This window comes from Nocardia transvalensis, from assembly GCF_015477765.1.
Taxonomy (GTDB): domain Bacteria; phylum Actinomycetota; class Actinomycetes; order Mycobacteriales; family Mycobacteriaceae; genus Nocardia; species Nocardia transvalensis_A.
In genome coordinates, this window is record NZ_JADLQQ010000014.1 from 110,620 (window position 1) to 133,641 (window position 23,022).

At 64.8% G+C, this 23,022-nt stretch carries 31 protein-coding genes and 1 tRNA gene; 11 read left to right on the forward strand and 21 right to left on the reverse strand.

Translation table 11 applies throughout. The features are described 5' to 3' along the window. Positions 1–402 (reverse strand): DUF397 domain-containing protein, encoded by a 402-nt coding sequence (locus IU452_RS33130; RefSeq protein ID WP_195113177.1) that lies wholly within the window; start codon positions 400–402, stop codon positions 1–3. Beyond that, positions 399–1,265: a helix-turn-helix domain-containing protein gene (locus IU452_RS33135; RefSeq protein ID WP_195113178.1), complete on the reverse strand. Its 867-nt coding sequence runs from the start codon at positions 1,263–1,265 to the stop codon at positions 399–401. Before IU452_RS33135 ends, IU452_RS33130 begins: the two co-directional genes overlap by 4 nt. Positions 1,266–1,393: 128 nt before the next feature. Between IU452_RS33135 and IU452_RS38705 the strand changes: the two genes are divergently transcribed. The 6 genes from IU452_RS38705 to IU452_RS33165 all read left to right on the forward strand — a co-directional run bounded on the left by IU452_RS38705 (position 1,394) and on the right by IU452_RS33165 (position 4,155). Beyond that, positions 1,394–1,792: a hypothetical protein gene (locus IU452_RS38705; RefSeq protein WP_228819193.1), complete on the forward strand. Its 399-nt coding sequence runs from the start codon at positions 1,394–1,396 to the stop codon at positions 1,790–1,792. Between the two features lie 269 nt (positions 1,793–2,061). Continuing rightward, complete coding sequence (locus IU452_RS33145; protein ID WP_195113179.1) at positions 2,062–2,496, forward strand: hypothetical protein; 435 nt, start codon at positions 2,062–2,064, stop codon at positions 2,494–2,496. A gap of 101 nt (positions 2,497–2,597) precedes the next feature. After that, the gene (locus IU452_RS33150) at positions 2,598–3,080 is read left to right on the forward strand and encodes a hypothetical protein (protein WP_195113180.1); all 483 of its coding nucleotides are present in this window, start codon (positions 2,598–2,600) and stop codon (positions 3,078–3,080) included. Beyond that, a complete protein-coding gene (locus tag IU452_RS33155) occupies positions 3,077–3,316 on the forward strand; it encodes a hypothetical protein (RefSeq protein ID WP_195113181.1) in 240 nt (79 codons plus the stop codon). Before IU452_RS33150 ends, IU452_RS33155 begins: the two co-directional genes overlap by 4 nt. Positions 3,317–3,594: 278 nt before the next feature. Then, complete coding sequence (locus tag IU452_RS33160) at positions 3,595–3,798, forward strand: hypothetical protein (protein ID WP_324192976.1); 204 nt, start codon at positions 3,595–3,597, stop codon at positions 3,796–3,798. Positions 3,799–3,990: 192 nt separating this feature from the next. Continuing rightward, positions 3,991–4,155 carry a hypothetical protein gene (locus tag IU452_RS33165; RefSeq protein WP_195113182.1) on the forward strand — a complete coding sequence of 55 codons (165 nt, stop codon included), beginning with the start codon at positions 3,991–3,993 and terminating at the stop codon, positions 4,153–4,155. Positions 4,156–4,199: 44 nt separating this feature from the next. Here the strand turns inward: IU452_RS33165 and IU452_RS33170 are convergent, their stop codons facing one another. The 4 genes from IU452_RS33170 to IU452_RS33185 form a co-directional block, all read right to left on the reverse strand. Continuing rightward, entirely contained in the window at positions 4,200–4,964 is a 765-nt protein-coding gene (locus IU452_RS33170; protein ID WP_195113183.1) for a hypothetical protein, read from the reverse strand. After that, entirely contained in the window at positions 4,965–6,710 is a 1,746-nt protein-coding gene (locus IU452_RS33175) for a hypothetical protein (RefSeq protein ID WP_195113184.1), read from the reverse strand. A 166-nt stretch (positions 6,711–6,876) separates the two neighbouring features. Beyond that, on the reverse strand, positions 6,877–7,479 hold the full coding sequence (locus IU452_RS33180; RefSeq protein WP_195113185.1) for a DUF3558 domain-containing protein: 603 nt from the start codon (positions 7,477–7,479) through the stop codon (positions 6,877–6,879). Beyond that, positions 7,479–7,889, reverse strand: a complete 411-nt coding sequence (locus IU452_RS33185) for a hypothetical protein (protein WP_195113186.1) — start codon at positions 7,887–7,889, stop codon at positions 7,479–7,481. Before IU452_RS33185 ends, IU452_RS33180 begins: the two co-directional genes overlap by 1 nt. A gap of 129 nt (positions 7,890–8,018) precedes the next feature. On the opposite strand from IU452_RS33185, the gene IU452_RS33190 reads away from it, so the two are divergent. The 3 genes from IU452_RS33190 to IU452_RS33200 all read left to right on the forward strand — a co-directional run bounded on the left by IU452_RS33190 (position 8,019) and on the right by IU452_RS33200 (position 11,886). After that, positions 8,019–8,339, forward strand: coding sequence for a hypothetical protein (locus IU452_RS33190; RefSeq protein WP_195113187.1), 321 nt, complete (start codon positions 8,019–8,021; stop codon positions 8,337–8,339). A 53-nt stretch (positions 8,340–8,392) separates the two neighbouring features. Then, positions 8,393–10,798 carry a WXG100 family type VII secretion target gene (locus IU452_RS33195; protein ID WP_195113188.1) on the forward strand — a complete coding sequence of 802 codons (2,406 nt, stop codon included), beginning with the start codon at positions 8,393–8,395 and terminating at the stop codon, positions 10,796–10,798. A 95-nt stretch (positions 10,799–10,893) separates the two neighbouring features. Continuing rightward, on the forward strand, positions 10,894–11,886 hold the full coding sequence (locus IU452_RS33200; protein ID WP_195113189.1) for a hypothetical protein: 993 nt from the start codon (positions 10,894–10,896) through the stop codon (positions 11,884–11,886). 10 nt (positions 11,887–11,896) lie between these two features. On the opposite strand, the gene IU452_RS33205 is transcribed toward IU452_RS33200, so the two are convergent. From IU452_RS33205 to IU452_RS33270, 14 genes are all read right to left on the reverse strand, one after another. Continuing rightward, the gene (locus IU452_RS33205) at positions 11,897–12,574 is read right to left on the reverse strand and encodes a DUF7341 domain-containing protein (RefSeq protein WP_195113190.1); all 678 of its coding nucleotides are present in this window, start codon (positions 12,572–12,574) and stop codon (positions 11,897–11,899) included. Positions 12,575–12,609: 35 nt separating this feature from the next. Continuing rightward, positions 12,610–12,996 (reverse strand): hypothetical protein, encoded by a 387-nt coding sequence (locus tag IU452_RS33210; protein ID WP_195113191.1) that lies wholly within the window; start codon positions 12,994–12,996, stop codon positions 12,610–12,612. A 393-nt stretch (positions 12,997–13,389) separates the two neighbouring features. Next, positions 13,390–14,160 carry a hypothetical protein gene (locus IU452_RS33215; RefSeq protein WP_195113192.1) on the reverse strand — a complete coding sequence of 257 codons (771 nt, stop codon included), beginning with the start codon at positions 14,158–14,160 and terminating at the stop codon, positions 13,390–13,392. Then, the gene (locus tag IU452_RS33220; protein ID WP_195113193.1) at positions 14,157–14,411 is read right to left on the reverse strand and encodes a hypothetical protein; all 255 of its coding nucleotides are present in this window, start codon (positions 14,409–14,411) and stop codon (positions 14,157–14,159) included. Before IU452_RS33220 ends, IU452_RS33215 begins: the two co-directional genes overlap by 4 nt. Further along, positions 14,411–14,803, reverse strand: coding sequence for a hypothetical protein (locus IU452_RS33225; RefSeq protein WP_195113194.1), 393 nt, complete (start codon positions 14,801–14,803; stop codon positions 14,411–14,413). The genes IU452_RS33220 and IU452_RS33225 overlap by 1 nt, the downstream gene beginning before the upstream one ends. Continuing rightward, positions 14,800–15,270: a hypothetical protein gene (locus tag IU452_RS33230; protein ID WP_195113195.1), complete on the reverse strand. Its 471-nt coding sequence runs from the start codon at positions 15,268–15,270 to the stop codon at positions 14,800–14,802. The genes IU452_RS33225 and IU452_RS33230 overlap by 4 nt, the downstream gene beginning before the upstream one ends. After that, positions 15,267–15,569, reverse strand: a complete 303-nt coding sequence (locus IU452_RS33235) for a hypothetical protein (protein WP_195113196.1) — start codon at positions 15,567–15,569, stop codon at positions 15,267–15,269. The genes IU452_RS33230 and IU452_RS33235 overlap by 4 nt, the downstream gene beginning before the upstream one ends. A gap of 157 nt (positions 15,570–15,726) precedes the next feature. Then, the gene (locus IU452_RS33240) at positions 15,727–17,073 is read right to left on the reverse strand and encodes an AAA family ATPase (RefSeq protein ID WP_195113197.1); all 1,347 of its coding nucleotides are present in this window, start codon (positions 17,071–17,073) and stop codon (positions 15,727–15,729) included. After that, entirely contained in the window at positions 17,070–18,524 is a 1,455-nt protein-coding gene (locus IU452_RS33245) for a hypothetical protein (RefSeq protein WP_195113198.1), read from the reverse strand. The genes IU452_RS33240 and IU452_RS33245 overlap by 4 nt, the downstream gene beginning before the upstream one ends. 44 nt (positions 18,525–18,568) lie before the next feature. Then, positions 18,569–18,811 (reverse strand): hypothetical protein, encoded by a 243-nt coding sequence (locus IU452_RS33250; RefSeq protein WP_195113199.1) that lies wholly within the window; start codon positions 18,809–18,811, stop codon positions 18,569–18,571. Then, positions 18,808–19,206, reverse strand: a complete 399-nt coding sequence (locus IU452_RS33255) for a hypothetical protein (RefSeq protein ID WP_195113200.1) — start codon at positions 19,204–19,206, stop codon at positions 18,808–18,810. The genes IU452_RS33250 and IU452_RS33255 overlap by 4 nt, the downstream gene beginning before the upstream one ends. Then, a complete protein-coding gene (locus tag IU452_RS33260) occupies positions 19,203–19,442 on the reverse strand; it encodes a hypothetical protein (RefSeq protein ID WP_195113201.1) in 240 nt (79 codons plus the stop codon). The genes IU452_RS33255 and IU452_RS33260 overlap by 4 nt, the downstream gene beginning before the upstream one ends. A 6-nt stretch (positions 19,443–19,448) precedes the next feature. After that, a complete protein-coding gene (locus IU452_RS33265; RefSeq protein WP_195113202.1) occupies positions 19,449–20,393 on the reverse strand; it encodes an AAA family ATPase in 945 nt (314 codons plus the stop codon). 160 nt (positions 20,394–20,553) lie between these two features. Then, a complete protein-coding gene (locus tag IU452_RS33270) occupies positions 20,554–20,802 on the reverse strand; it encodes a helix-turn-helix domain-containing protein (protein ID WP_195113203.1) in 249 nt (82 codons plus the stop codon). A gap of 187 nt (positions 20,803–20,989) precedes the next feature. On the opposite strand from IU452_RS33270, the gene IU452_RS33275 reads away from it, so the two are divergent. Beyond that, entirely contained in the window at positions 20,990–21,379 is a 390-nt protein-coding gene (locus IU452_RS33275) for a helix-turn-helix domain-containing protein (RefSeq protein WP_195113204.1), read from the forward strand. 179 nt (positions 21,380–21,558) lie between these two features. Further along, positions 21,559–22,839, forward strand: a complete 1,281-nt coding sequence (locus tag IU452_RS33280; protein ID WP_195113205.1) for a site-specific integrase — start codon at positions 21,559–21,561, stop codon at positions 22,837–22,839. Between the two features lie 67 nt (positions 22,840–22,906). Here the strand turns inward: IU452_RS33280 and IU452_RS33285 are convergent. After that, positions 22,907–22,980 (reverse strand) — tRNA-Met (locus IU452_RS33285). Between the last annotated feature and the right edge of the window lie 42 nt (positions 22,981–23,022).

Consider the following 23,022-nt stretch of genomic DNA (forward strand, 5'->3'; position numbering starts at 1 on the left):
CTACCTGATGTCGAACTGGCCGTCCGCGACGCCCTTCGCGAAGGCATCCCACTCGTCCGGCGTGAAGATTAGCGCCACACCTTGGCCGCTGCTGCCAACCTGGGCTCCGCCGTCTGCCTGTAGCTCGACGGTCAGGACGTCCTTGGGTTGGCCGGAGGCGGCCTCGTTCAGGATGATCTCGCCTGAAGTCTTGCTCAGAGATAGGTCGAGGATTCTGTTCCAGCAGTCGGCAGGTACCTCGATGATGGGTTGGGCGTCCGGGTCGTTCGCCGGGTTCCGGAGGTACTTGCTGTCACGCATTGACACCATCACACCAGCGAATTTGACCTCAACGCACGCGCCACCGTTGTTGCCGCTGAAAGTGCTCTTGGTCCACCCGTCAGGGTGGATGTTGGTGGTCATTTCCGCTCCAGTTTCTTGATCTTCGAGATGCGGCTCGAAATTGCGCGGGCCGTGTCTTTGGCCGACAGCGCCTTAGCCATCAGGCGGTCAGCCGTCAGCGAGTACAAGTCTACGTCGCTGCGCTCTTGCAGGTAGAGCGCGCCTGTGTGGTGCTCGACGTAGGCGATGCTGCGTGCCTCCATGAAGCTGAGCAGGATGAACGAGCCTGGCAGTCCTTCGTGTGCTCCGACCGAAGTCGGAATGACTCGGAGGTCGACGTGGTCAAGCTTCATCATTGCGAGCAGGTGCTCCAGCTGCTCGACCATCACGTCCGGACCACCGATCGGCCTATCCAAAACGACCTCTTCGATGACGGCTCGAAGCTTCAGCGGCGTCTCGGTGCCAGTCAGGCGCTGCCGGTCAATCCGTGCTCTCACGGTTTGCGCGATGTCCATCGGCGGAATGTGGAGACTGTCGGCAAGGAGTGCGGCGGCGTGGGCCGGTGTCTGCAACTGTCCTGGGATGAACTTGTCGCTGTACTCGAACTGCGACTCGGCCAGGCGTTCGAGCCCAACGAACAACTTGAACCAGTCCGGCAGCACGTCGCTGTGCCGAGTGGACAGCGTTCCATGGTCAGCACGCACCGCCAGCGAGACAGTCAACTCCACTTGCTCCGGCTTGGCGCGGTAGTACCGCATCAACTCGCCGACCTCTTCGGGAGCCTGCGCAGTTTTGCCGCTTTCCATGTAGCTCAGCTTCGCCGACGTGCAGCCGATCTTCTTGGCCGCCGCGGCCTGCGTGATCCTCGCGTTCTCTCGCGCGGTCTTGAGGTCGTGGCCGACCAGGAAGCGCAAGGCAGACGCGTCTGGAAGCTCGTCGTGCATCTGTCCCTTCCTCACATCGTCGATGCTTCGCCCAAACTACCGCATCGACTTCTGCTCAAAGCCTAGCGCGAGAGCTGTCTTTAAGTTTAAATCGATGTCTGAAGTCAACAGTCGACCCACCTTTCAAGGTGGACAGTCTGGAAGTGATCGCGATGGCGATACAGGTAGTCGGCAGATCGTTGATGGCCAGCGACCAGACCGCGCATCAGGCGCGGAGCGTCGGGGAGGGTGGCTGGGTGGTGTCCTTCCTGCCGGGCCGGACGCTGACCATGGAGCAGGCGGTGGCTGCGATCCAGATCGCCGAGGTGTCTGCCGCCGTTGATGACCTCGCTCATCGAGTGGGGCTGACCGGCCTCGAGGCGGTGCGGCTGGCTGTTGTCCAACCGCCATGGAACGCCCTTGTCTCTCCGTCCAAGTTCCGCTGGGTTCAGGCTCGGCGCTCCACTGTCGAGAAAGCGGACCGCGATGCCAGCGGGCCAGCGGTTGGGCGTGTGTCGACGGACTTGCCGCACGACGACACTCCTTGACTTCGGCGAGCAGCCGAACCCCTCGGCTGCGTTCCTTCCATCACGGAGAGTCTTATGGACATCTCAGTTCTACTCAAAGATCATCCCGACCTAGATTGGGATATCGCCGACCGCTGCCGAATCTACATGAAGGCGTTCGGGTTCAACACTTTTCCGTATCAGCGCACCGGAGTCATCATGCTTACGTCACACGCGTTGATCAGAACGGCTCCATCAGTGGAGCGACAATGAAAGGCGCAGCCTCACAAGAAAGTTCATCATCCGATGCGGTGGTTCGGTGCTGCGATGAGTACAACCGCCTCTACGGTCTCGGTGCCAAGGTGTGGTCGGGCACCAGCATCTACACCCTCGCCGGTGCCGTGCACGTGGTCGCTATGGATAAGCCCGTCGGAGTGCTTGCGCGGCAGGAACTTCGACGGTGCAACCTACGCGCTCCGATCATGGTCAGCGCTGGGGTAGTTCGGTGGTTGTTCGTGGTCCGCGGCGATCTCGACGTTCAGGCCCACATCGATCTGCACACTCGGCTACTGCGTCGGCCGGGGAGCCCGGTGACCATTTCCGCGCCCGGCAACTACATCACGTTCCCAGCGCCTGGTAAGGGCCGCAAGCATTGGGTGGACAAGCCGGTCGATGCGGACCGGCCGCGGCTGTCGGTGGTGTACAAGATCGCCGAAACCGCGCTGGGCCGGGTACGGGGTGCGTGATGGGGCCGAACATGTCGCAGCAGCCCGAATCGGCCGCAGACGATTCACGCGCAGCCGCAGAGGACGTGCATCGTGGTGCACAGCAACGGAATCCGGCTCGATTGCCGACATCAGCCGAGTTGACCGACATGCTCACGACCGGCAGCGATAGTGATGATCCGGTTCTGGTCGTGGTGGGCAAGCTGTTTCCAGTGCATGTGCAGCGGTTCATGGCCGTGGGTGTGTTGTTCGACGAACAGCGCGCTCAACCAACCGAACTCGCGCGGGCCGGGGAGGAATTGGCGCAGGCGGCTGCCGAGGCGAGCAGGCTCGTTGGCGACCTCGATGCACTGGTGGCCGCTATGGAGTGGCGGCCGCGCCCTGGCGCGCGGGTGCTGACGCATTCGGTGGGCACACTCATCAGCCAGATCGTCTGGCTGACGGTGATCGGGCAAGCCGCCCAGGTCTCGGGGGCCACCGCCGAATGGACACGACTGGACGAGCTACTCAACATCTACGACGAGGTCCGCGCCGCGTTGCTGGCCGGGAGGGTCCGCCCGCCCACCCCGCGCACCGGGTCGGGTGGCGGTGGCGGTGCGTCGTGACAGCGCAAACCCGCTACTACGCCCTCCTCGGCCGCTGTGAACGCGAGGGTGACCACGTCACGGCTGCGGTGCTGCGGGCCCAGGGGCCACCGGCGCCAGAGCCGCCGGACGGGTTGTGCGGGGCCATCGACTACGCCCGCCATCGCGCCGCCCATGGCGATGAAGACGCGACACGGTTCCTGTTACAGCACACCTTCACGGCGCATCACCGATTACGTAGACCCTATCGGGGGTGAAATGTGATGCACGACAAGGAACTTCACCCCGCTCACTGCACCCAGGTGGACGGGTGGCGGGCGGTGTGGTGTTGGGACCGCGGCCGGGTCCGGATGCTACTGGTCTGTCGGTGCGGGGATCCGAAATCGCTGGCGTTGTTCGATGCCGAGTCGTGCCCGGATCTGGTGGACGCGCGCAGACGGTGGCCGAAGCTGGCTCGGTTGTGGGATGCGGTGCGGTCCGAACTGTGGGCCGAACTGGTTCCGCGGCAACGAGTTCGGCGTGGACGGTGCGTACCGTGAGCGGGCATCTGCGATCGGTGCCACCCGACCCCCAGTCCGAGCGTGTGCGGCAGGTGGTCCAACGGGCGAGAAAGGCTGGATACCGGCTGATCCGTGACCCTCGGCTGCCGCATCAGTGGCAGCTGCTCGACCTCGCAGACGGTGAACGCATCTATTCGGCCGCCACGCTCGACCAGATCGAGCAGTGGCTCAGCACCTAGAAGGCAATGGCTGCCGAGAGCGCGATTCGCGAAACGTGCCCTCGGCCCGTACCGAGCATTCCGAGCACACCGTACTAGAAACCAGCAGTTTCATTGGTACCCATAATTCGAGGAGCATTTTGAATGGAAGCGGACGACAACGGTACCTCGGGGACAGATGGCGAAGCGAGGGGCACCAGTGACGATCAGACCTTGGACGAGTGGGTTGCCAAGATGGTGGCCGCCGCCGAACGTGCCGGGTACACATTGCATCCCGATTCGGATCCGCCACGCCTGCTGCGGTGGCGGCGCATCGACGACAAGTCGAGCGACGCGCCCGTGGTGTGGGTGGATGAGCCACCGGATCACCTTCGATGAGTATGGACCGTCCGGAGCAGAATCTACTTGCGCCGGTGCCGGTTTCAGAGATGGTGGAGTTCTGCGCGGCGGTGCAGTTCTCGGGCGATCACTTCTTCGGTCGCGGGCGTGACCACGGTGTCGTTGTCGTCCACCGCGATCAGGTAACGTCCGCCCGCCGAGTGGTCGTCGCGGATGTCGATCCAGTTCAGGTAGACCGGCGGGGCCGTGTTGCGGTCGTGTAGGTAGCGCTCGATGCACAGGTGCCCCTCGGCGACGCGCGGCGCCCGCAGTAGCAGGCGGATCCGCTCCTCGACCGGTCGGCGGCCCTCATCATCGGGACGCCACGATGCAGGTGGTTGCTCGCCGCGTACGCGCGGGGTGTAACCGACCATTTGTCCGGCTGCGCCGGGCTGCGCGGGCGGCATCGTCGCCGCCAGGTGCCGACCGAGGTTGCGGCGCTGGGTGACCACAAGCTTGATATCGCCGCCGAAATCGGCTGAGGGACCGGATTTCTGGAACAGGATCACCCCGAGATCGGCGTGGGCGGCGGCCAGCGACCGCACTCGTTTCACCGAGTCGTGGAACTTGCCGGTGCAGATCAGCCGCAGATCCGGTTTGACCAGCACACGCAGCGGCCAGGTGAGGTCCGGGTCACCGCGATGCGGGTAACGGGCACTGATCTCCGCTCGCCGCCGCGCGTACTCGTCAGGGGGAGCAGATGTTTCGAGAATGCTGATCGGATAGGGATATTCCCCCGCCAGCCCGGTCTCTGCCCACACCCACGCGAATTCGTCGGGAGTGAAGTCCCACACCGTTTGCGTCCGCACTCAGCGCCCTGTCTCCCGCGCGGGACCGTCGTCCATCATCGGACCTTGCAGTGAAACCGTCTCCGTCCGCGGCTCGGCCCCACCGCCAGCGCTCGACTCGCCCGGTGCCGCGGCCGGCTGGACCCTCGGCGGGTTATCCTGCGCCGCAGCCGGATTCGTTCCTGGCGGAGAAGGCCGTGTCGACGCCGCATTGGGATCCGGCCACGCGGCCGGTGCCTGATAGCTCACCGCAGGGGCGTGCCCGGGGGCGGCCGGAGGCGGCGGAGCGGGAGCCGGATCGTCGTATCGGATCGGCACACCCGTCCCCGTGCGTGGCGGCTCGTACCCAGCATTGCTGACAGGTGGTGCACCTGGAGCGGGACTGGTTGCGGCGGGGCTGGTTCGCGGTGGCGGAGTATTCGAGTCCGGGGCTTGCCAGGTGGCGTAGTCGCCCCCGATCGCGCCCGTGGGCGCGGGCGGCAGGTCCGCCAGTTCGGGTTGGACCCGCTTGAGGTAGTCCGGAATCGGCTTCGTCCGGTCTTCGTCCTCGCCCTTGCGCTGGCCATGCGCGCCGGGAGCCATCGGGCCCATCGGCCCGCCCGGCCCCACACCGGCTGCACGAGCGGCCGCAGCTGCTTGTCCGGCCCCCGGGCCTGTCTGCCCAGGCGTACCCGGCCGTGAGGATCCAGGGCCACCTGGGCCTGTACCCGATCCTGATCCGCCGCGACCACCGATTCCCGGGGACTTGCCTCCGATGCCTCCACCGACGCCGGGGCCTGCGAGCCCGGCCGAGGAAACGCCAGCCGGGGTCGTCGATATGCCAGTTGACCCCGGCTGGCCGGGCGTTGCGGCACCAGGTGCACCGGGCCCGCCCGTGCCGGCGCTGGAGGGCGTCGTGATGGCGGGATCGACACCGGCGGGTGTCGTCTGGTTCTGCCGAGGATCCTGCGAGCCGGGCTGAGTCCCGGAGCCTTGCCGCGACGGATCTCCTTGCCCGCCGCCAGTGCCGCCCGCGCCGGAGCCGAGACCACCCGAGGAAATCCCTTGGCCACCACCGCCTGTGCCGCCGTCTCCACCACCGATCTGGGGTGGCGGCACGAACGCGGGCACGTTCTCTCCAGAGGGAGGACAGATCGGGAGATAGATCCTGTTGACCGCGTCGATGGCCATCTTGCGCGCGGCGATCGCGGCCTCGTTGTCGGCACGGTCTTTCTCCCCGCTTGTCAGATTCGGCAGCACTGATTCACGCGGGTTGTCCGGGTTGGGCGCGCTCGCCGCGGGCACGGGCGGCACCGCCGCGGCGAAGGCCACCGCCGCGTTGTACATCGCATCCAGGCGGAACGCCGCCGACTCGGCGACCTTACCCATCTGCTCGCCAGCATGGGCGAGCCTCATAGCGGCCGCGTGGGCGGCCTCACCACTGGCGCCTTCCCAGCGGCCTTGTAATACGCGGGCCACGCCCATCCGGTGCAGTTGGAACATGCTCGTGATCGTGACCGAGGACCGTGCCCAGGCTTGGGTCAGCTTGGACAACGCCGCCTGATCGATACTCTTGGCGGCATCCGAGATCTGTTGATGAGTCATCGTCTCCGGCGGAGGCTCCGGATTCGTCACATACGGTGGGTCCACCTCACCGCGTCCGAGGTCCCGATCGTGTTCGGCTGCGTTGCGCTGCGACGTGACCGCCTTCTGCTGGACAGCGTCGATCGCACCAGCAAACAGCTGCGGAATGGCCGCGGGGTTCTGAGGGCTGTCGTCATTGGTCATCTGCGCCCCTTAGGGGAACTGTGTTGTGCCAGAAGCCAACCCGCGTTCCCCCGTCCATCCTGCGGTGCCTGGCGTGACCCATCACAACCCCCTTGAGCAACTGGTCCGACGGTAACATAGCTCTGTTTGGACGACTACCTCGATGTAGAAATCTGTCGAAAGGAACCTACTTCTTAGACAATTCTCGTTGCAGGGTTTCGGCAAGGGACGGCAACTCGTCGCATGGATTGCCTGTAACTCGCGCCAGGTTTAGGCCGAGCTGGAGATCTATGACGCCGACCGGCGAGTCCATTGCCAGAAAACAAGTTCCTGACGCAGTTGACCCTGCCAGGGTGTAGATAGCTGCATCTCGTCCAGCGACGGTGGTGTTCTTCAAAGATTCTGTGCTACGGCTGCGGAAATCCTGGAGGCCGAGGTTTGTTGCTTTGATTTCCAGCGATCGCGCATTGAAGCCCTCGGCGGTTTTCTGATCGAATTTGCACCCTAGGAAGGTGTACTGATCAGCAGCGAGATCATCCCTCTCACGAGTCGCTGGATCGAACCCCAGGTTCTTGACAGTGGAGTCGCCGATGTCTCGACACGGGTCGAACGTGACTGCTGGTCGGCCTGTGTTGTTGCGCTGTGCGGGGGCAGGTGGAACTGAAACGGCGATGCTGGGATGCGCACTCGTTGTTGTTGTGTCTCCCGATGACCCCGGGGTCGTATCGTCACCGCAGGCACTCAGGAGGAGTGCTGTCGATGCGGCGATGACTATGCGCGCGGTTCTCACTATGCCGACTTCTCCGTCCCTAGCGCCTGTGCTGAGAACTGTATCGCTTGGGTGTTCTTCGCCTCGGCTTCCGTCGTCTTGCCTCCAGCAAGCAAGACTGCCTCCTGCATGCGCATTGCTCCCTCAATGAGCTGTGCCAGCGTAGTGCCGAAATCTCTTGCCTTGTTATTGAACCCATTGGCAAGTTGCTGGGTGGACGGGAAACCGCCGAAGCTCGTCACATCGTAAACTGCTTGGATACGTTTCAATTCCGAGTTCAAGTCCTCGATAAGGTGGTCGTACAACCTCACGAGATCATCGACAACCTGCGAGTCGAACAGGAAGTGTCCGCTTTGCGCTGCGGCCTCCGCCTGCTGCTTGAAGGCGGCGATCTCAGCTTGTCCGTAGTCGATGTTCACCTGCTGCGCCACTGCTGCCCCCTCGAGAGTGTCCTGGTGTGGGAGGCTACCAGCCGGGGCGCACGCTGGCGGGTTGGCTCCGGAGGCTCTGGCCTGGATATCGTTTCGAGTCGAATACGTCGATGACACCGAGGGGGACTCGTGGCCCTGTTGAAGGCCGATGTTGATCAGATCAAGGCACTTGCCGGCACTCTGGACGATGTGGCGGCGAAGGTCGATGCGTTGGATGTGCGTACTCCCGCGAAGGGCGTCACCGGAGCCTTGCCGGGCACGCCGCTGGGGGCGGCGTGCGATCAGGCCACCGAGTACACCGAAGGCGCATGGCTGCGAGTGTCGCAAAGGATCGGGCAGGTGTCCTCGACGATGAAGCAGACCGCGGAGTCGTTGTCGGCGACCGATGCGGACTTCAAAAAGCGCCTCGAAGATCTCAACTTCCACGCTCCGCAGGGCGGTGGCCGCTGATGACTGGGTGGGCGCTGACCAGAGCCAACGTAACCAGTTGGAACGCTTCGCTGTTGACCGACTTGGCGGCCACCGTCGAAGCCCAGAACGGGAATTACGAGTCCGAGGTCGGTCGGATGCCGCGGCACTTCCAGGACCTGGGCGGCAGCTGGGCCGGACAGTCGCACGATGCTGCCTACGACCGCGTGGGCCAGGACCACCGGCAGTCGCTGAAGGTCAAGGAGGGGGTCTCCGATCTGGTTGCGATCCTACGACAAGCGGGGAGTCGCTTGGTTTCCGAGCGCGCGAACCTGCTCGGCAAGGTGGCCGATACCGAGGACCCCGCTAAGGCGGTCGCCGGTGAAACGCTGAAGGTTGGTGACAATTGGCAGGTCACCATCACGTATCCAGCGAAGGTCGAGGAAGGCAAGAAGGCGGAGATCCTCGAGCGTGCCGAAGGCCAGCAGGGATTGATCAACACCGCCTGGTACAGCCTGCGCGATGCCGCGCATCAAGCCGATAAGCTGATTCGTGAAGCTGCCCAAGACATCCGCGATGCCGGGAGCAACTTCGGAGACGGTGTCGACGCACCGCTGAAACACCCCGGCACGACACACACCGATCTCACCGCCAAAGACGGCGCCGATGACGGCAAGCTCGTCGCCGACGGGAAGGCCACCCCGGAAGACCTGGAGCGGATCGCCGATCGCTTGGCTCAGAGCACCAATCTCAGTCCCGATCAGCTGGCGGCGATGGCCAACGGCCAGGACGTGACGGTCACCCAGCCCGCGATGGCCTACCTGCAGTCGTTCTACAACGGTGCGGGCCGCGACGGGCTGCTCACGTTGTCCGACCAGCTCCATACCAGTGGTTCTCCGGAATCTCTTGCGCTGCAGCGCAAGCTGGGCGACGGGTTGGTGATGTTGTCCAATGATCACGCCGTTACCCGCAACTCTTCCGGCGCGATCCAAGACCGCGGTGGCTGGAGCAAGCTCCACCCCGAGATCCGAGAACTGGTCGGCACCCGGCCCGGCACCCTCATCGCCGGTTCGGACGCCAACACCCGCGAGCTGCCCGACGACTACCGTGGCAAGGACGGAAAAGCCAACTACAACCGGGACATGGCACGGTTCGCCGACCTGGTCAACAGCGCGGACAAGGGGTACAGCCCCGGCCAGAAGTTCGGCATCGAACTGTCCCGCCAGGCGGCGCACCAGGCTTTCCTCTCCGACTACATCGGCGCAGGCGGGCGAGCCGAGATCATCGACCGACCCAGCGACGAAACCATCCAGCATCTGCTCGACGCCGGGACGCGCAGCAAAGAAGCCGACCAGGCCCTGATCACCGGCCATGGCTCGGAGGAGCTGTTCGGTAAGAACACCCCTGGTCAGGACTACCACCCCTACGACCCCAACAAGTTCCTCACCGGCCTGATGAAGCACAAGTGGGAGGACGACGGCGAGACGCTGGGCAACATGTACCGGTGGATCGAAGACGACTCGCACTCACCTGACCAAGCGGTGAGCACCCGAGCCGGAGATACCGCCAGCGGTCTGTCGAGCTACCTCACCAAGAACTACGACACCCTGATGAACCTGCACGGTCCACGCAGTGAGTCCCTAGGCCAAATCAATCCCCATGCGGTGCAAGCTCTTTCGTCGGCGTTGTCTCCCTACGTGGCCGACATGACCGGTGCCCTGCCGCCGAATCTGACGCACCACGGCTTCACGCCACCCGACCCGGCGAACGACAACGTGCGGCTCGGCGCGCAGCACATCTTCGCGCTGATGGATACCGATAAAGAAGCTGCCACACAATTCAATGCGAAGGCTCTTGTCGCCGCACAGGAGCTGCAATCCGCGTGGGTGGACTCGGCCCTCAACGACCCGCATAATCCTGTGAATCGAAATGCTACGGCGGCCGGGATGATTCAAGGACTGGTTGATCGCGGACTCGATCTCGAAGCGAAGGACCGAACCCAGGACGCGGTCCGCGGCAACACGCAAGGATTCGCGGACAAGGGTGCCGCTTACGATTCCATCAAAGGGGTCCTCACAACCGGTATCAAGTACGTACCAGTCGTCGGCGACGTTGTCGGCCCCACCCTCGGCCCCATGATCGACGTCAGCAATCCATGGGCCAGGAACGCTATCGTCGGGCTGTATTCAACACCGGACCCCTTGCCGACCCAGATCGACAAGCACACCAACTTCGAGCCCGCTCAGCTGGCGTATCAGGTCGCCCATACGCTGGAAACACGCGACGGGTCGCTGGAACACGATCCCAGGTATAGCTACCTGTTCGACCCCCAAGGCCATCTGAAGGACTATCAAACCCTGACCACTGTCGATCGCGTCACCGAGAAACAGATCAACGACGATCTTTCCAACGTCATCAACAGCTACCGGGACGGCTCGTTCGCAGTACCCATGCTGCAACTCAAAGACTATGTGCGAGAGGGCAGGGAGTCGATCCAGTGAAAGGCGCAGCTACGATCGTTGCATTCGCGCTACTCCTCGCTGGTGTGTCCGCGTGCGCTGAGCAATCCGACCCCTCGCAGTCGGTGGCGGACGACATGATCGAACACGTCACCACCACTGGCAGCGCCGACAAGACAGCTGTCCATGACTTGCTCACGGGCCGCGGACTCAGAGACGGCGCGAGCACCGACCAGGTACTCGACAGACTGATGCACCGCCACTGGGATGACGGCGGCGCGGCCGTGGGGACGATGTTCTCCTGGATCGAAACCGACGCGAAGGCTACGGACTCCGCTGCCGCTGTGCGCGCCGGAGAATCCGCAACCGGGCTAGCGCGTTACCTGGGCAGCCACGCCGCTGAGTTGCTGAACCTCGATGGGCCGCGGACGCGATCGGTCGGACAGGTCAATCCGCGCGCCGTTGAAGGAATCGCCACCGCGCTCACCCCCTACATCGCGAACTTCGCCGGTGTCACGGCGGCGGGCCTCGGGGCGACTGCGTTCACGCCGCCGGACGGTGAGAACTCCGCACGTCACAACGCCATCAATGTCTTCGCTGTAGTGGTGAGTAACAAGGATTCCGCTGGTCACTTCGCCCGCGCCACGTTCTCGGTTGCTACCCGCATTGCGAGCACCTGGGTCAGCAGTGAGCTGGATCGGCAGCCCAAACCAGCCTCGGCCTACGAGTACGGGGTCCTGTGCCGGATTCTGGATCGTGGCCTCGCAGCCGAAGCAGAGGACCGCAGCCAAGACAAGTTCGGCGATCCCCTCCCCGCTGATCCCGCCAAGTACGAGAAGCCCTATGTCGACTACCGTAGGACAGGATTCCAGCTGCCGGGCCTCGACCTGGTGAAGGCACTGCAGGATCGCGATGGCATAGTCGAGCACGATCCTCGTTACGACTACCTGTTCGGGCCGGACGGACGTCTCAAGGACATCATCGCGCTGATCGACCGGAATGAGATCAACTTCGCGGAGGCGAAGGGCGACCTAGCCAACATCCTCAACAGCTATCACGGCCGAGTCATGGAGTTACCAGCGCTGAGGTTCTACTCCGAATATCGAGATGGCTGGGATTCCGTGAAATGACCTTCCACGCTCATTCGAGTACTCCCTCCGGTAGCTGGCATCCCAGCGCGGCGGCCAGCAGGCGGTAATGCGTTGGTGCCCAGCTGGTTCGGCAGGCTTGGCAGATGCATCCGTCGGCGGTGATCTGGAGTGCGGCTTGGCGGACGAGTTCGCCGCTGGCGTCGGGCCGGTGGACGGTGCGGGTGGCGCAGGCGGGGCAGGCGGCGACGAGTTCCCAGCGGCGGGCGGGTTCGAGCAGTGTGCGTCCGGCGCTGGTCCACCGCTGCAGGGTGGTGATCCAGCCGTGGACGAGGTCGTGGTCCTCGGGTGTCCAGGTGGTGGCGGCGAGCTGGTTGAGTCGGCGGACGGTGTCGGGTTGGCCGTTGTCGGAGCTCGGGTCTGGGCACCAGGTGGCGACGGTGGTGTCGATGTCGGTGAGCCAGTCGAGTGCTTCGATCCAGGCTGGTGGGAGGCTGCGTGGCCGGAGGGTGACGCCGTCGCCTTGGCGGGCGGCGAGTTCTGTGCGGATCTCGTCGTAGAGCGATTGCCGGTAGCCGCTGCGGGTTTCGCCGTCAGGGTCGGTGTAGGTGACCGGTCGCAGGCCGATGAGGGCGTGGACGGCGTCGTCGAGGTGGTGTCGGAGGTCGTGGCTGGGTTGCGGGCCGGTGTGGGCGTCGAATTCCCTTGGGGCAGCGGAACCATTCACCATTTCTATACTGTAGCGCGCAACGGTAGATAACCGGGTCAACCTGCTCTCCCGAGTTCTCTTTCCAGCCTGGCCAGTTGGGCATGCTGATGGGCGCGCGCCTCGGCGATCCAGCCCTTCAGCAGGTCGACGGCTTGCTGTTCGTCGGAGTGGTAGATGAGGGTTTGCGCCTGGAACGTGGTGAGCCCCAGCAGTTCTTGCGTCAGGACGGGGATGGAGCGGAGCTGGCCGCGCCAGGACACCATGCCGGGCATGGGTGTGGGCACCCAGATGGCACCGGCGAGGGTGACTGTCCATCCTGCGACGCAGTGCGCGACGCCGTCGGGCCGGACTTCGGCCCATACGTTGCGGTCGTGCAGGTGCGGGTTGGCCTGCAAGGTTTCCAGCAGCAGTGTCGCCAGCGGCAGGTTTAACAAGCCGGGCACGGGTACCTCCAGGCTGACAGCAACACAACCCCCTCCATGGCCTGATCGGGCCGATCTCGGTCACCCGCACGAGCCCCCCGAATTGTCGGCGCTGCGGGCACTGTCGGTGCCGCTGAGATCCGGCCACGCATGAAGATCCGGGGACCGGGTCTCAGGGTCGCGGATTGTAACCGCGAGATCCATTATGCAGGACGAACTTCCGCACAAAAGAACCTGTGGCTTGCATAACCCCCTGTGACGTGTTTTGAGAAGGCCCCTACTGGGTAGGGCACCAACGGGTTCCGCCCTCATAAGCCCAGGTGAGAGTGAAACCCCTTGGTGCCAGCCACAGTTCGTGAAAGATGACGTTGGTTCCCGACACGAATCTGGAGATCGGCGTGTCGCCCGAGTGCCTCATTCGACGGTTCCGACGACCATCTGCCCGGTGATCTGCTGCACGAACAGATCGGGAGACACCCAACCGTCGGTGTAGTAGCGCGAGCGCAGGTCGGCGTCGAACTCGAACAGCACACCGTTGGCGTCGATCCCGGCCCGGTAGCCGTCGGTATCGCCGTAGTCGAGGACCGCGAGGGTGAGGCCGTCGAAGCTGGCGACCTCGAGGACGGGCGGGTGCGGTGTGCCGGGTGGGCAGTACCGCATCAGTACCGTTTGGCGGACCTCGCCGGTCTCGGTGGGCCGCAGGTGGTGCAAGACGATCACGTACTCCACCTCACGCCATCGCACCGACAGCCGGTAGGCGAAGACTTCCCCGCGATATCCGGGTTCGGTGAACGGGATTCGCAGCGCGCAGCCGGGCGGCGGGGTTGGCCAGTCGGGGCCTGGTCGCGGTGGCAGCCCGAGCGCGAGGGTGACCACGGCGACGACAGCCGCGGCCTGGTCGGGATCCGGAGGCCGGGGTGGTCCGGTGAACTCCGAGCCGGGACACAGCACCTGGCTGGTGTCGGCGTCGTAGTCGTGATGGGCGAGATCTCGTTCGCAGTCGGCGCAGCCGCACATTCTCATGATCAGCGTGGCCACGGTGATCGGTAGTGCGTGCCAGTCCTCGGGGCAGTGCGGGCACGTCTCGGCGGTGCCGCGGTCGGGGCCGGCGGCGAGTTGTTCGTCGACCAGGGCGTCGATTTCGTCTACAAGGCGACGATCCGGGGTGGGTTCGGGTCCGGTCATGCCTGCGCCCCCAATCCGTCGACCAGGGCGTCGAGGACGTCCTCGGGGACGCCGAGGGCCTCGAGGCGGTCCAACAGCGCGTCGATCGCTTCGTCTCTGTCCTCTCGCTGGGTCTTGACGGAGCGGAGACGGCCGTTGGCGTCGATGAGGGTGGTTCGGGCCGACCACCGCCGGGGGTGTCCGCCGCGACCGAGCCGCCGTGTGACGAGGATCCGTGTGGGCGTGAAGGGTTGCGGTTTCGGCCGGGGCATCATGCCCTCCCTCGGGTGCCGGGGATGCGCAGGTCGGCCAGTTCGACCGCGCGCTGCCAAGGTTGTCCTTTGTCTTCGTGGCGTTGGACGACGTTGAGCCACAACAGGTCCTGGCCCCATGCGCCGAAGTGGGCGAACGCCATGACGGTGGTGGCGGCGCTGGTGGTGTGGGCGTCGTGTTCGGCGAGCCGATCAGGATCGGCGCCGAGGGCCAGCAGAGCGCGCCCGATCAGGCGTGAGCCTTGCCAGCGGCCGTCGTCGCCGCGCACCACGTACCGGTTCCCGTGCGGGTGCTCGAGTGTGGTGGGGGTGACGGCGTCGGGGTCGGCGGCCGCGAGGGCACGAACCTGGGTCACCAGGTCGGCGGCGGTGATGACGGTGGTGGGTGTCATAGGGCACCTTTTTCGATGCGGTCGATGATCTCGGCGAGGTCGTGGAGGCTGTTGTCGGAGCCGAACAGTTCGTCGGCCTGGATATGGGTGAGGCCCAGACGTCGCCGCGCGTACTCGGCGGCCCGCAATTGCTCACCCGTGATGGAGTCATGAGCAGTGGTGAGATCGGCGCGCAGCAGCACCACCGGTTCGCTGTCGGAGGTGTTGCGGACCATCGAGCGCAGCGCCATGGTGTCGTGTGCCCACGTGATGTCCGGGGACAGCTCCACTGCCCACCCCGCGAAGCACATCGCGGTCTCGCACATCGGTTCACCGGTGTCGGTGCGGACGAGCCGATCGACATACACCTCCCGGAAAACCCCTTGGTCCCAGTACAGGCCGGGATATTCGCGCCAGTTCGGCAGATCTCGCAAAGTGGTGTGCACGCGGCGCATGAACGCGATATCGGGTTCTGGGCGCTGTCTCATGATCGGACTCCGTGGCGGGCTGCTGGTGCGACGCCGATCAGCCGCCCGGCGACCAGCAGGCGCAGCCGTTGTCCCGGTAGCCATGTCGCATGGCAGCACGGGCAATACCCGGTCTCGCGTTCGGTTCCGTCGAATGTCGTGATTCCCGGTTCGAGGGCTTGACCAGGGCAGGCGGGGCAGCGGTGACCCGACATCAGCCGCGTCAGGCTGGTGACCAGCCGCGAGGCCATCGACCGCTCGGAATCCTCCGCCTGGTGCGCGGAAGCGTCCGGGCAATACATTTCCAAGACGATTTTCATCGTTTCTCCTGTGGATGCGGTATTCAATTTGATAGGAGATTTCGGTGGGTGCTAGCCACAGATGAAATCCCCTACCTCATATATTAATTCATTCAGCTCTCTGCTATCAATGATTCAGTTCGATTGGCAATGAACATGTTTCGACGGAACCGTTTTGTCAGCCGTTGAATATTCCTCTGCTGCGGCACAATCGGAAATAGTTGTCGGCGGGTGTCCAGGGCAGTCCGGTGGTGGAGTGGTGCAGTTCGTGGGGGAACAGGCGTTCGTCGCGGGCGTAGCGCCACTGCCGCAGGTTCACCGCCGTCGGGTGGTCTTCGTCCTCGTGGCCGCGGGCCGGGACGATGCCGTAGCCGAACTCCGGCCAGCGCAGCTGGAGCGAGGAGCCGATCGGGCGGACCGAGCGGGCGCGGCCGTCGGCGGCGTGCGGGATGTGCCCTTCGAGGATGAGCACGAACCGGTACTTCACGCGCAGCCGATCCAGGATGCGGACCAGTTCTCGTGCGCCGTCGGCGACTTCGATGTCGAGGGCGCTGAGCCGGTACAGCGGTCCGGCGACGACGAGGGCGGGTCGGTGTGCGGCGATGGCGGCCTCGATACGGCGCAGCTCGCGCGGATCCTCCAGCCGTACGCCGTCGGGGCGGGCCTCGATGCGCAGCTCGTCCCGCCAATCCGGGCGCGGATGGTTCTGCTGATCGCACACAGCGTCGACGCGGGCGACGAGGTTGCGGTAGCGGCGGCGCAACTGGCCCGGCAGGTTCTCCGCATCCAGCACCAGCACCCGATGCGACGTCGCCTCCGGCGCACCCGCGCCGGTGATCGGCGCGGCGAGGAACGGGTGCAAACCAGCGGTGACCGCGCACGCGATCTGCGCCAGCAGGGTCGATTTTCCGAGTCCTTCGATGCCGGTGAGGATCATGCGGTCGCCGTACTCGAACAGCTGCGGGATCAGCCAATCGTAAGAATCCGTGCCGGACAGCAATTCGGCAACCGACGGCGGCAGCGCCTCGGCACCGGCCGCCACGAGGTCGGTGAAATCCAGGTCCAGGCTCGCGCGCGCGTGAGCGACGACTTCGCCGGTTAACTCGAGGTCCCCGGTCATGTGGAGGGTGTGCAGTTTCTGGATCATGCGGGTGGCCTCGGAGACGGCGGTCCGTGCGTGCCACAGGGTGATGATGCGGTCGGCGAAGTACGGCACCGACCCCGGTACGCCCTTGCCGAGCATGCGCAAGGTGACCGACCGGATGGTGGTGCGTTCTGCGCCGAGATCGCCTCCATGGCTGGCTTTTTCGATGATCACGACCGGGTCGGCGGGCTGACCGGCACGCAGCACCTCGAGCATGGCGGCGTGGATCTGCTGGTGCGCCGGGCGGTAGAACGCCTGGGTGGGGATGTCGGCCACCATGCGGGCGACCTCGGTGTTGTCCTCGGCGTACAGGGCCGCGCCGAGGACCTGCTGCTCGGCCTCGACGTCACAGAGTTCTGGCAGATCCCAGTCGCGGCTCACGCGGCACTCTCCCGCAGGCGGGCACGCAGTTTCGACGCCGCCCACAACCCGGCATCCCGCATTCCGGCCAGCTCGGCGCGCAACACGTCCTGGTGCGTGCCCTCGCCGAGCAGGGCTTCGATCTCCGCGCGCAGGGCCTCCCGCGCCGAACTCGGGGGTGCACCGCCCTGGCGGCTGATGGCGTCGATGTGGTCGCGGGCCAGCCGGTACGCCAGCGCGCGCACCTCCCCGGCGGTCACCGGATCCGGCGTCGGCAAGGGGGCCTGCGCGGCCGCCATGCGCCGGGCGTAGCCGCTGGTGCCGTGCGGATCGAAAAGCCGGTCTACATCGGGGTTTTCGGCGAGGTCACCGGTGGCGAGGTACTCGGCGCGGGCGTCGATGACCGCGCTGGCGCGGTCCAGCTCGGCCTGGGCGCGAGCCCGCCGAGCAGGACCGGCGTCCGGGTCGGCCAGGACGGCAACGGCGTCGGGCACCAGCCGGGCCAGCACCCGCTGGCGCATCGCCTCGGTGGCCGGGATCTCCGGGGCGGCGGCGTTGAGCCGATCGGCGACCTCGTCACCGCCATGACGGCGACGCGGGACCAATCGCACCGGCGGAGGTGATTCCCGTTCCCGCGCGTTAGGTTCCGCAGGGTTGATACCAACTCTTACAGAGGTATTTGTTACTTGTGAATTGTGAGACGCACGCGCGTTGCTAGCCGAAACGCTAGCGACCGGCCGTCGTCGCTCGGCCTTGGCCAGCCCTCCCAATCTACCTGCTGCCTGGGCTTTTTCACTGCGCACCGTGCTCTGGTGATGGCAAAAGTCGTTCATGATGAACACACCACGAAGGCACGGCGTGTTCATCGTGCACACGCCATGCCCGCACGGTGCGTCTGTGGTGCAGGCGTGGTGATGCCAGGATCGCGCCGTGGTGAACACCTCCCGGATGCGGTGCGGCACGATCGCGCGGGCCTGCGCGGCGGTGATAATGCCGCCTGTTCGGTTGCGGGCGCAGAAGATCCACAACTCGATCAGCTTCAGCTTCGCTACCGGTGTCATCGGCCCGGTCTTCGGGTTCTCCAGGAAGTCCAACGCGATCCGGATATAGCCACGGGCGTCGCGGCGAACACCCGGGGTGGTGTAGAGGGTCTGGTGTGCCCCGTAGTCGTGCATCCGGTACAGCCCGTCCAAACACGGCGCCGCTGCGGTGCACACGCCGCCGCCGCACGGTGTGTTCGCGGTGCAGTCGGTGTGGTGCCACACCTGGGCCTGGTCGAAGATCTGGCGGATGCGCAGCGGGATCATTTTGCGGGCTTGGGTGGCGAGCAGCACGCCGTCAGTCCTGTTGCGGGCGCAGAAGATCCACGCCTCGATCAGCTTCAGCTTCGCGACCGGACTCAGTGGCGCGGTCTTGGGGTTCTCGAGGAAATCGAGGGTCAGTTTGATGTAGGGGCGGGTGTCCCTGGGCATGGTTCTCCGAACGCGCGTGAACAAGAACAGGGGATGGGAAAGGGTCAGTCGATCGGTGTGACGGTGCGCGACTCGTGGACGCCGTCGTGCCAGCGCCGTTCGATGACGCGGGCACGGCCGGTGCCGCTTTCGACGAGGTAGCGGCACTCGTACAGCACGCGCACGATTCGGCCGGCATCATCGCGGACGCGGTCGCGGACCGTCCACGATTGCCCGTCCCCGAACGGGTCACCCGACAGCAGCCACGCTGCCGCCGGGCGAGCACCGTTCGGATCCGGTGTACTCACCGACTGCCCTCGACGGGCACATAGACGGTCGGGCCGTCTGTCCGGCGCGTGTTCTGGGTGCGGACGCTGCCCCGCCTGCGGGCGATGTCCACCAGCAATGCGGTGGTGCCGTCGTCGAGGGCCGAGACCTGTTCCAGGGTGAACGGCCGACCGGCGGCGATGAGCTTCTCCAAGCGGTCGGCGATCTTCTGCTCGGCCGGTAACAGGATCAGGCAGTCGTAGCGCAGAATCCGTGCCTGCAACGCGATCAGGCTGATCCCGAGGCGGCGAGCGATCGCCTCGTGCGTCATCAGCGACTCCCGCAGGAAGGTGTACTCCTCGATGAACACCCGCCGGGCGTCCTCGGCGGCCATGGCGAGCGCGCTGGGGCCGCGCTGCCTGCGCGACCGGTTCATGCCGATCTCGCCTGATTGTTCAGATCCTCCAGGTAGCGCCAGTAGTCGCACTCGATCCAGCGCAGCGGACCGGAATCACCGTTGAGGCGAAAGCCTTTGTCCGCCAGCGGGTGCGGCTTGGGCTGCGAGCGCCACTGCCGGACCAACTGCGCAGTGACCCGCAGCCGTCCCGCGATGTCCTCGATCGCCAGGACCCCATGCTGGCACCTGATCGCCGTACACGTGTTGTCGCCCATACGTTCTCACCCCCTCCCCTCACGAGCGTCGGTCTCGGCCGACGAACCATGACCGGTTTTCCGGTCGACCGCTTCCATCGCCGCCTTGATGGCGATGATCAGATCCCGCAGCGTGGTCGGCGCACCTTCGAGGTCGACCGTGGGTGCGCCGAGCATCCGATACGAGTCGATCTCCTTCCAGATCTCCCGCAGATCCTCCATCACCTCTGCATCGAGGATTCGCTGCCGGAACTGCGCGACCGTCGGAGTCTCTTCGCCACCGTCGAGCCAGTCCGCGATCTGGGCGGCCAGCTCCGCCCCCGGTTCGGCGATCACCTGATTGGCCAAGAACGGCAACCGGGTCTTGGAGATGTGCAGGTTGTTCTTCAGATCCAGGTCGCCGACGATGTCGAACTCGTGCTCGAGCCCTTCCCTCTGCACCGGGCGGGTGCCGACCTTGCGCGGCACCGCACGGCCCTTGGAGTCTTCCTCGATGACATATTCGGTCTTGGCCCGCATGGTCACGATCAGATGCCCCGGATAGGTGAGCATCGCATCCACCATGCGGCGTTCGTCCGGGTTGGCTTCCTTCCAGCCGGAGAACGAGTTGCTGCCGAGCTTGCGGCGGTCGACCTGTTCGAGCATCCCGTCCAAGCCCATCCAGTAGTGCGACCAAGAGTCGATGATCATCACGGCGAAGCCGTGCCCTGCTGCAACACCGAGGATCTCGACCAGGCTCGCCGGTGAGAACCGGTCCGGCTCGAAGGTCTGCCACTCCCATCCGTTGAGGCCCTGATACTTCTTGGCGCTGCCGTGCTCGGTGTCGACCATGCCGACGACACCGCCCTCGCGCTTGGCCCATTCCCAGGCCAGCGCGAGGGCGGTATAGGTCTTGCCCGACCCTGCGGGCCCGGACAACGCCATGCGCGCCTTGCTCTTTCGCCGGACCGCGGGCTTGAACTCGATCGCCATCACCACCACCGCCGAGCTGGCGTACCGATGGGTGAACGCCCCGCCACAGTGGTGGCGGGGCTATACTCGAATCGCATATTTACATCTCCTGTGGATGTGCATCGACCCGGCGGGGTGCTAGCCCGTCGGGTCATTTCATGTCTCCTGTGGACGTTCTCGATCAACGCCTGGTCAGCGCCTCGGCTCCTTCCGGGTCGAGGATGAACACGTCGTCGGCGGGCATGCTCAATGCCGTCGTGATCCGCACCGCGAGATCGGCGCTGCACGAGGTCCGCGCTCCCGAACGCAGCAGCCCGATCATGCTTTTGCCGCATCCGGCCCGATGAGCCAGCGTCCGCACCGACATCTGCCGTGCCTGCATGACGTCCCGCAACGCGGTCCGGGATCTCAGCCGTGCCCGACGTTCCATCCGGATTTCCCTCCTGCTCAACTCCCCTCACCCAGACAGTAACAGCAGAACACATCACTGTCTATCGCAACAATGGCGCTTATTTGTGCAGCTAGATGCAAACATTGACGGGATTTTGTTGCACATCTAGGGGGTGATCTGCATCGTCGGTTCGCTCGGTATAGGTATATGCCCTACGCTTGTGGACATGCCACGCACGCGTCACATACCCGAGCCGTGGGCTTCCGCGATGGCCGCAGTCAACATCCGCAGCCGCAACGAGCTCGCCGATATCGCAGGCGTGCACCCGACCACCGTCGGCCGGTTGATCGACGACCCGGGCCACCCCTCGTCGATCGACACCATCCGCGCTGTCGCCAAGGCGCTGAAGCTGGACGTGCGCGATGTCGCCCACTGGTCGGGCATCGCCCTCGAACTCGACGAGCCCTACACCCCACCCCCCGAAGCGGCGCTGCTCAACAGAGAACAACGCAACCTCGTCACCGACCTCATCCGCGCACTCGCCTCCACCAACCGACACCCCAGGCCCCCGTTGAAGATTCAGACGACAGGCGTCGTGGTCGTATCCGGCGAGTAATCAAACATATTCCATACCAGCGTATTCCACCGGACTCGACCACAGAGATGGCGTTGTATGCGGTGTAATTACTTGTCTCTCTGTAGAATTGGTGTTTCACAAACCAGCTAGCACCTGGTGGAAACATCCGCAGGAGAGACAATGGAATATCTATGCGCCCCGAGAGCGGGTGCGTGCTGATGGCACGCCCACCTCTGCCCATCGGAACCTGGGGCAAAATCTCGCGAATACCGGTGGGTCCCAACCGCTGGTACGCCTACTGCTATGTCCGCGACCATGACGGAGTCACCCGCCGCGCCCGCAGATGGACTCCTCGAGGAGTCAAAGACCGCAACGGCGCAGCCGCCGAACGCCGACTACTCGAACATCTCCGCGACCGCACACATGCTGGCGGCGACGAAATCAACGGCGAGACGACCATCGAGGATTTGTGGAAGGCGTACCGCAAATACCTCGTCGAGAAGAAGAAGGTCAGCCACAACACCCTCGACCGGTACGACCGCGCCGGGAAAGCGATCGTCAACGCCATGCGCAGGGTTCGCCTTCGGGAAGGCACGACTCAGCGGTTCGATCGGTTCCTCACCGAGTACGAGCAACACGGCGGCTCCGACGTCAAGGGTGTGCGCATCGTTCTCAACGGCATGTGCGCGCTGGCGGTTCGATACGACGTATGGCCTAGCAATCCCATACGAGAGACCGAGCCGATCAAGACCAAACCCGCCAAGGGCGCGGCAGCACTGGAACCCGAGCAGGTGCGGCAACTGCTCCTGGATGTCCGCACCAGCTCGGTACCGTGCCCGCCGCTGCCGAAGATGACCGACGGACAGCTCGTCCCAACGAACCCCAAGTACAGGGTGCCGACCATCGCCCAGTTCTGCGCTCGAGGTGATCTCGCCGACCCGATCACCATGTTCTCCGCCACCGGCAGCCGCGCCTCCGAGCTGATGGCGTTCCTGCTCGAGGACTACGACCCGAAGACCGGAATCATCCTCGTCACCGGGCACGTGATCAGAGTCCCGGGTGTCGGGCTGATCCGAGAATCCAACGAGGACAACCCGAACAATCCCAAGAACCTCCGCCGAGCCATCCAACTGGCCCCGTACGCGGTCGCGATGCTGGATAGACGGATCCCGACCCTGAAGCCCATCGAGGACGGCACCACCCCGCTGTTCCAGTCCGCGGCCGGGACGCTGCGCGACCCGACGAACTACAACGACCAGTGGCGGCGGGTGCGAACCGCTCTGGGATTGCCCGACAACATCACCGGGCACTCGTTCCGCAAGTTCGTCGTCGATGTCGGGCTCGACGCGAAGCTGTCGGCGGCATTGGTGGCCGACCAGGTCGGACATGTCAACCCGACCGAGACCCTGAACACCTACGCCTCCCGACGACGCCGACCCACCGGAGCGATGGCCAACGCTATCCAGAACGCCGTCTTCCCAAGCCAAAACATCCAGTAAACATCCACCAGGTTCAAAAATGGCCCAGGCCAGAGAAGCTGAAAACTTCTCTGGCCTGGGCCGCTAGTAGCGGGGACAGGATTTGAACCTGCGACCTCTGGGTTATGAGCCCAGCGAGCTACCGAGCTGCTCCACCCCGCGTCGGTGTGGATACCACTTTACACACCTGGATCGAGCGGGTTG